Source organism: Streptomyces sp. NPDC037288, from assembly GCF_055603265.1.
This window is the reverse complement of sequence record NZ_JBVJVY010000116.1, coordinates 1-7,039: the sequence shown is the minus strand read 5'-3', so window position 1 is coordinate 7,039 and position 7,039 is coordinate 1. Positions and strand designations below refer to the sequence as shown.

The window sequence follows — 7,039 nt, the reverse complement described above, 5'->3', positions numbered from 1 at the left end:
GCGTCCGTCGAGCAGCCGACGGCCGAGAGCAGAGCGATACAGGTCGCGACAGCGGCGCCGAGACGGCCGGCGGTCCGACCGGCCGAACGGTCCAAATACATGTGATCCCCCGGGTGAGGTGCGGTCGCCTCTAATACGCACGGGCTCAAAGGGAGGTTGCATCGCAGCACAATCTTTTTTTGCCGGGCGACTGGACGGGGGAGATGCACAATGTGCTCGCGCACGGTAGGCGGCACGGCGGGTCCGACGAACCAACCACCCAGCACGCACCCGGGTTCGGTGGTTCAGGTACTCGGCCAGCTCCCGCCAGTCGTCGGCCGGAGCACCAGGATCTCCCGACGTCGTGGCTGGATCGTCACGCCATGCCGCTCTCACACCGGCGCAGACGCCCCGGTATCACCGCCGGTGCACAATGCGCTCAGCTCGTCCATGCGGGCCACCGGCCGACGGACCCATTAGTCAGCGGGAGGAAGAGCCTGCGCCGGTCGCCGATCAGCGTTTGCTTCGCGCGAGCGGTTGATCCACCAGTATGTGCGGGAGGTGTTCCCCCGGACCGACAGGTGCGGGTGCCGCATGGACGACGTGTGCGCGGGTGTGGCGGGAGTTTCCGTCCGGCTGTGGAGGCCGCGCGCACGCTGGGGATCGTTGTGCTGCCGGCGCGGGCGATGCGGCCGCCGGACAAGGCGGCGTGGGAGCGGGCTCTCGCCTCGATCCGGTCGCTGCTGCCGCACCACGGGGAGCGTTTCCCCGCCATGATGGCGGGCGTTCGGGTGTGTCTCTCAGACGCTCAACTGACCTGCGAACTCCGAGTTCTGATCAAAGCATGGGCAAGGGTTCTCCGCCAGCTGGTGGCCGAAGGTGGCCCTTGTGAAGCCACGGCTTCTGAGCGGCATGTTTGGATGTGTTGGTGATCGTTAACGCACAGGAAACATCCGAGCCGCGGACGTACGTGGACCGCATTCTGGAGCACTGGTGCAAGGACGAGGACACTGAGGCGCTCGTCCAGGGGGCGCAGCGGCTGACCAGAGGGGAGGCTCGGCGGCGACTGTTCAGGTTGGGACATGCGCTGCGCGGGCAGGGTCTCGCGCCCGGCGACGGAGTGGGGCTGTTCCTGGCCAACCGCGTGGACTCGGTCCTGGTGCAGCTCGCCGTCCATCTCATCGGCTGCCGCGTCGTGTTCCTGCCGCCCGAGCCAGGGTCCGGCGAGCTCGCCGCGCTGGTCGAGCAGTCCCGGGCGCGCGCCGTGGTCACCGACCCGCTCTTCGCGCCACGGGCCGCCGACGCGGCCGGCCGCAGCGTCCACGCCCCCGTACTGCTCAGCCTCGGGCCCTGTGAGCAGCGGTGCACGGACCTGCTGGCGCTGGCGGCCGAGTGCCCGGCCGTGCGCCCCGACGGCGTGCCCGCCCCGGGACCGGACGAAGCCGTCACCGTCCTCTACACCGGCGGAACTCTGGGCCGCCCCAAGCTCGCCGCGCACAGCCACCGGCTTTACGACGCGCTGGTGGACCTGGTGGAAGACGCCCCGCAGAACTCCCGCCCCGCGATCTTCCCGACCATGAACCAGGGCACGGACAGGGTGCTGGCCTCCACCCTGCTCACCCACGGCAGCGGGCACCTCACCTCGATCCAGGCTCTGGTGACAGGCTCGGCCCTCGTCGTGCTGCCCGAGTTCGAAGCGGGCGCGGCGCTGAAGGTACTGCGCGAGGAGCGGATCACCGCCACCATGTTCGTACCGCCCATGCTGTACGCGGTCCTCGACCACCCGGACTGCGAGCCGGGCGCCCTGCCAGCGCTACGGCGGATCGTTGTCGGCGGCGCGGCCACGTCGCCCAGCCGGCTGCAGCAGGCTGTCGAGGTGTTCGGGCCCGTGCTCAGCCAGGGCTACGGGCAGTCGGAGGCGCTTGGTATCACCGCGTTCAGTGCGGAGGATCTCGCCTCGGAGGGAGCTCGCTGCCCCGAGCTCTGGCGCAGTTGCGGTCGCGCGATATCCGCCGTCGAGATCGAGATCCGCGGCGAAGACAGCGCGGCGGCACTGCCCGTCAGGCAGGTCGGCGAGGTGTGCGTCCGTGGCGAGACGGTGATGCTCGGCTACTACGAGGACCCGGAGCGCACCGCGGCTGCGCTGCAGGACGGCTGGCTGCGCACCGGGGACATGGGTTACCTCGACGCCGATGGGTACCTCTATCTCGTCGACCGGGCCAAGGACATCATCGTCACCGGCAGCACCAGCGACAACGTCTACTCCAGGGTCCTGGAGGATTTCCTGCTCACGCTACCCGGTGTGCGCAACGCGGCGGCGCTGGGTGTACCGGACGAGGAGTACGGGGAGGCCGTACAGATCTTCCTGGCCACGGCCGAGGGTGCCGACGTCGACCCGGAGGCGGTCGGCGCGGCGGTGACCGCCGAGTTGGGAGAGTTGTACACGCCGCGGAAGACGGTCCTGCTGGACCACCTGCCGACGACCAAGGTCGGCAAGGTGGACAAGAAGGCGCTGCGCGCCGCGTGGACGAGCGGGGCCTCGGACCCGCTCTAGGCTCCGTGTTGTAAAGGCCCCCTGGCCTGATGCGGTGCCAAGTGCGCCGGGCGACAGGGAATTTGTGGCTCACCTCGACCGGCCGCCCGTTCCCCTGTGAAAGGCGGAAGTGCGGCACCGCGGTCCTCTGGGTTCCCTGTCGAGAGGTCGCGGGGGCCACCGCCGACGCGGCGGCCGAAAACAGCTGGACGCCGGGCAAGGCGGGCAGCCGACCCTGTACGGACACCGCTGGCGACTCCGCAGCGCCCCGTGCTGGCGAGGTGTTCAGCCGCCTGTGCCCGTTCGGGCGCCGTACTTGCCGCCGCGGGACGCCAGCTCCTTGATCGCCACCGCGGTGCGCCCGGTGATGTAGGTCCGGCGGAGGGTGTCGTCGCGGTGGGTGAACTGACCCACCGCGTTCTTCCGTCCGAGGCTGACGGCCCGCGCGACGTAACGCAAGGAATACGGCTCGGGCGTGCGGCCCTCGACCAGCCTGGCCAGGGTGTTGACCGCGTGAGCGGCCTGCGGTCCGGCGAGCGCGCAGGCGAACCGGGCTCCGGGTACGGCCGCGCAGTCACCCACGACAAAGACCCGTTCGTCGTCGACACTGCGCAGGCACTCGTCCACGAGCGCACGACCTTCCGGATCGACCGTGAGACCGCTGCGTCGCGCAAGGTCTGGGACGCCCGACACGATCGCCCACAGGGTGAGGCCGGAGGCGAACGCCGCTCCCGACCGAAGGTGCACGACGCCGTCGGCGACCTCCGTGACGCCGTCGTCCACGATATCGACCTTCAGTCGCTCCAGTCCGGCGCGCACCCGCTGGCGCGCCCGGTGGGAGAAGTTGCCGGCGATCGACGACCCGACCATCCGTACCCGGAGGTCCGGCCTCGCCTCGGCCACCTCCGCCGCCGTCTCGACACCCGTGGCGCCGGCCCCGATCACCGTGACCGTCCTGCCCGCGGGAAGCGCGCCAAGCGCCACGCGGGCCTGCTCCGCGCCCTCCCAAGTACCCACCGGGACCGTTCCCGCCATCGGCCGCACAGTGCTACCCACGGCGAGGAACGCATAGTCGAAGTCGACACCCGTGCCATCATCGAGGGCGACGCTGCAGCCGCCGATCTTGTCGACGGTGCCGACCCGCGCAGTGATCCCGTCGCGCAGCATCGACGCGAGGGGCGTCGCGACGGTGGCCGTCCCCGCGATCTGCTGGTGCAGCCGTACGCGTTCCACGAAGTCGGGACGCGGGTTGATCACCGTGATCTCGGCGGTCCTTACCTTCTTGGCGAGCCGGTTCGCCGCAAGCGCGCCCGCGTAACCGGCGCCCACCACTACCACCTTCATATCGGCCTCCTGTCGGGGTGACTGGTCGGACATGAGATGCCGGCGGGCCGAAACCTGTGACACCGCCCTCGACGTGTCGCGCGTCACACGGCGCGGCGTGTCACACACCGGCGGGATCCGGCGTCCTGTGGGTGACACATGCACGAGCGAGGAAACAGGAGACACCGGCATGAGCGAGGACGGCCGCCGTCCCGACCCCGCCACCGAGGCGTTCGTCACCCACCGCAGGCTGCTCTTCACCGTCGCCTACGAGATGCTCGGGTCGGCGGTGGACGCGGAGGACGTCCTTCAGGAGACCTGGTTGCGCTGGGCGGGCGTCGATCTCGACACGGTGCGCGACGAGCGCGCGTACCTGGTCCAGATCACCACCCGGCAGGCGCTCGGCCGGCTGCGTACGCTCGGCCGGCGCAAGGAGTCGTACGTGGGTCCCTGGCTGCCCGAGCCGCTGCTCACCGCGCCGGACGTGGCCGAGGACGTCGAGCTCGCCGACAGCATCTCGATGGCGATGATGCTGGTCCTGGAGACGCTCGCACCGACCGAGCGGGCGGTGTTCGTGCTGCGAGAGGTGTTCGACCTCGGCTACGCCGAGATCGCCGAGGCCGTCGACAAGAGCCCGGCCGCGGTCCGCCAGATCGCCCACCGGGCGCGGGCGCACGTCGCCGCGCGCCGCCCGCGCGGAGTCGTCTCCGCGGCCGAGACCCGGGCCGCGCTCGGGGCCTTCCAGCGGGCGCTCGAGACGGGCGACCTGCAGAGCCTGCTCGACCTCCTCGCGCCGGACGTCGTCGCCCTGAGCGACGGCGGCGGCGTCAAGCAGGCTATGCCGCGTCCCACCGTGGGAGCAGAGAAGGTGGCCCGCTTGCTGGCCGCCGGCGTGGCGGTGTTCGGCCCCGCGGCGACGGTGGAGCCGGCACAGATCAACGGTCATCCGGCTCTGATCGTCAGGATCGACGGGGGGATCGACATGGTCGTGTCGGTGCGGATCGACGACGGCCTCATCACTGGGCTCTACTCCGTGCGCAACCCCGACAAGCTGACTCGTACGGAGCGGGAAACCGCTGTGAGCCGCTGAAGCTTGGGACGGCCGGTCCATCTGTCAGACGGTCCGCCCGCACGGTGAGAGGCGCAGCACCCCCTGGCTGCTTCGTTCACGTTTGGCGGCAGCACTTGTGCATGAGTTCCGGAGGCAGTTGATGATCACCCCGTCGAGAGATGTTCGCGAGTTTTGACGGCACCACCGTGCCGTCGCCGCGTCGAGTGATCAATTCGCTGTGCCTTGGCAAGCCGCGTCCGTAGGGTTTCTGCATGACGGATGAGAGTGAGCGGGCCGTGCAGGCGGCCATCGATGGGGAGATGCGGCTTCTTGATCCCGAGGTGCGTGCTTCCCCGGCCCGTGTCCTGGAGCTTCTGGATCCGGACTTCACCGAGATCGGGGCTTCTGGACGCCGGTGGGATGCGGAGTCGATCCTCACGGTGACGAGTGGCGGCTCGGTGTCCCCGGAGTCTCCGGTCAAGGTCAGCGAAATGTCCGGAGTCGTCCTTGCTCCGGGCGTCGTTCACCTAACGTACTTCGCCGACAACCAGGGCCGTCGGGCATGGCGGAGCTCTTTGTGGCGTCTGACGGAGACAGGCTGGCGGATGTACTTCCACCAGGGCACTTTGACCGGTTGAGTGGGTGGGACCGCCGCCCGCAAGGGCGGCGGTCGCCCAGCTGACCGGGGCGGCTTCAGCTGGCCGTAGCCGGCGTTTCCGCTCGCGCGCGGGTGCTGGCGAGGCGGTAGGAGTCGGTGCCGGTCTCGATGATGGCGCCGTTGAAAGTGAGGCGGTCGACGATGGCCGCGCAGAGACGGGGATCGGTGAAGGTCTTCGTCCAGCCGCCGAACGACTCGTTGGAGGCGATGGCGACGCTGTTCTTTCCTCACGCTCGGTCAGAACCTGGAACAGCAGTTCGGCGCCGTGCTGGTCGAGTTCCATGTATCCGAGCTCGTCGATGCACAAAAGGTCGACGCGGCCGTAGCGGGCGATGGTCTTGTTCAGCTGCTTCTCGTCGGCGGCCTCGACCAGCTCGTTCACCAGCTTCGTTGCGAGCGTGTAGCGGACTCGGTAGCCCTTCATGGCGGCCTCGGTGCCCAAGGCGATGAGCATGTGGGACTTGCCGGTGCCGGAGTCGCCGATCAGGCAGAGGGGCTACCCTTTCTTGATCCATTCGCAGCTGACGAGCGTGTTGATGGTGGCCGCGTCGATGTTGGGGTTGGCGTCGAAGTCAAAGGTCCGCAGCGACTTCTCCCTCGGGAAGCCGGCTGCCTTGATCCGCCGTTCCGAGCGCCGGCGGGCCCGGTCGTCGCACTCGGCCATCAGCAGTTCGGCATAGGGCCACCAAGTACCAATCACCGTGGCTTCGGTGTCCGACGAACAAGGGTCGTTTCGGCTCCTGCGTCGTGGCCCGCTCGGTCCGCGAGCCCGGTCTCTGCCGTGCTGGAGTCGTGCCGCCCCGTGCCTGCGACGAGATGACCGCGAACTGGACGCCCCCACCACCGCCGTGCTTGTCGCAGTCGATGGGCGCGACCGTGCCTCGACCGGCGCCGCCTCTGAGCCCGCGAGCGAGGTCGTCTGCTTATAACGCGAGGGCGAGGTTGTGTATGTGGGCGACGGCCTGGACCGAGTGATGGAGGGGCCGTCGCCGCGTGGGCGGCAGTTGCGGAGAATCTTGGTGGTTCTTCATCCGGCCGATGACGTGTTCCACGCGGGCACCGACCCTGCGGTGTTCGGCGTGCCGTCCTCTTCGCCCTTCAGCAACGCTCGTCCGGGGCGTTTGCGGCGCGGCACCGCCGTTCCGCAGTTGAGACAGGCCCCGTCATCGAGCACCGTCACGCCCTGACAGTGCCTACTGTGTCCGGAGGCCCACCAGGCGTGGGTGTCCGCCGTGCTTCCCGATACCGGGCGGGCTGCCGCGATCACCAGCCGCGTATCCGCGCCCACGATGAGTGTGCCGTCCACGATCCACATCCGTTCCGGGGCATCGGCCGGACGGGAGACGGGTTCGATCGCGAGCAGCAATGCCCAGCTCACAGCCTTGTGCAACACCCTTTAGCTTGATCTTTAACGTCCGGCGTCGAATGGTGTGTCGAACTTGATCACCTGGTCCGGTAACCGCCGTACATGGAAGCGGCCTTCGGCTGAACATGT

Annotated in this window: 4 protein-coding genes and 2 pseudogenes; 3 read left to right on the top strand and 3 right to left on the bottom strand. The window is 69.1% G+C overall.

Annotated elements, in window-relative coordinates; translation table 11 throughout:
* Nucleotides 1-949 precede the first annotated feature (949 nt).
* On the top strand, nucleotides 950-2,533 hold the full coding sequence (locus ACZ7GZ_RS41615) for a class I adenylate-forming enzyme family protein (protein WP_471032869.1): 1,584 nt from the start codon (nucleotides 950-952) through the stop codon (nucleotides 2,531-2,533).
* A 264-nt stretch (nucleotides 2,534-2,797) separates the two neighbouring features.
* Here the strand turns inward: ACZ7GZ_RS41615 and ACZ7GZ_RS41610 are convergent, their stop codons facing one another.
* On the bottom strand, nucleotides 2,798-3,856 hold the full coding sequence (locus ACZ7GZ_RS41610) for an NAD(P)/FAD-dependent oxidoreductase (RefSeq protein WP_471032868.1): 1,059 nt from the start codon (nucleotides 3,854-3,856) through the stop codon (nucleotides 2,798-2,800).
* 169 nt (nucleotides 3,857-4,025) lie between these two features.
* Here ACZ7GZ_RS41610 and ACZ7GZ_RS41605 point away from each other — a divergent pair, with 169 nt between their 5' ends.
* Nucleotides 4,026-4,925, top strand: a complete 900-nt coding sequence (locus ACZ7GZ_RS41605) for an RNA polymerase sigma-70 factor (RefSeq protein WP_471032866.1) — start codon at nucleotides 4,026-4,028, stop codon at nucleotides 4,923-4,925.
* Between the two features lie 233 nt (nucleotides 4,926-5,158).
* Nucleotides 5,159-5,524: a nuclear transport factor 2 family protein gene (locus ACZ7GZ_RS41600; protein WP_471032864.1), complete on the top strand. Its 366-nt coding sequence runs from the start codon at nucleotides 5,159-5,161 to the stop codon at nucleotides 5,522-5,524.
* A gap of 55 nt (nucleotides 5,525-5,579) precedes the next feature.
* On the opposite strand, the pseudogene istB reads toward ACZ7GZ_RS41600, so the two are convergent.
* Nucleotides 5,580-6,220 (bottom strand): annotated as a pseudogene (gene istB, locus ACZ7GZ_RS41595) (IS21-like element helper ATPase IstB); the annotation flags it as partial.
* A 247-nt stretch (nucleotides 6,221-6,467) separates the two neighbouring features.
* A pseudogene (locus ACZ7GZ_RS41590) lies at nucleotides 6,468-6,907 on the bottom strand (transposase family protein); the annotation flags it as partial.
* Nucleotides 6,908-7,039 lie beyond the last annotated feature (132 nt).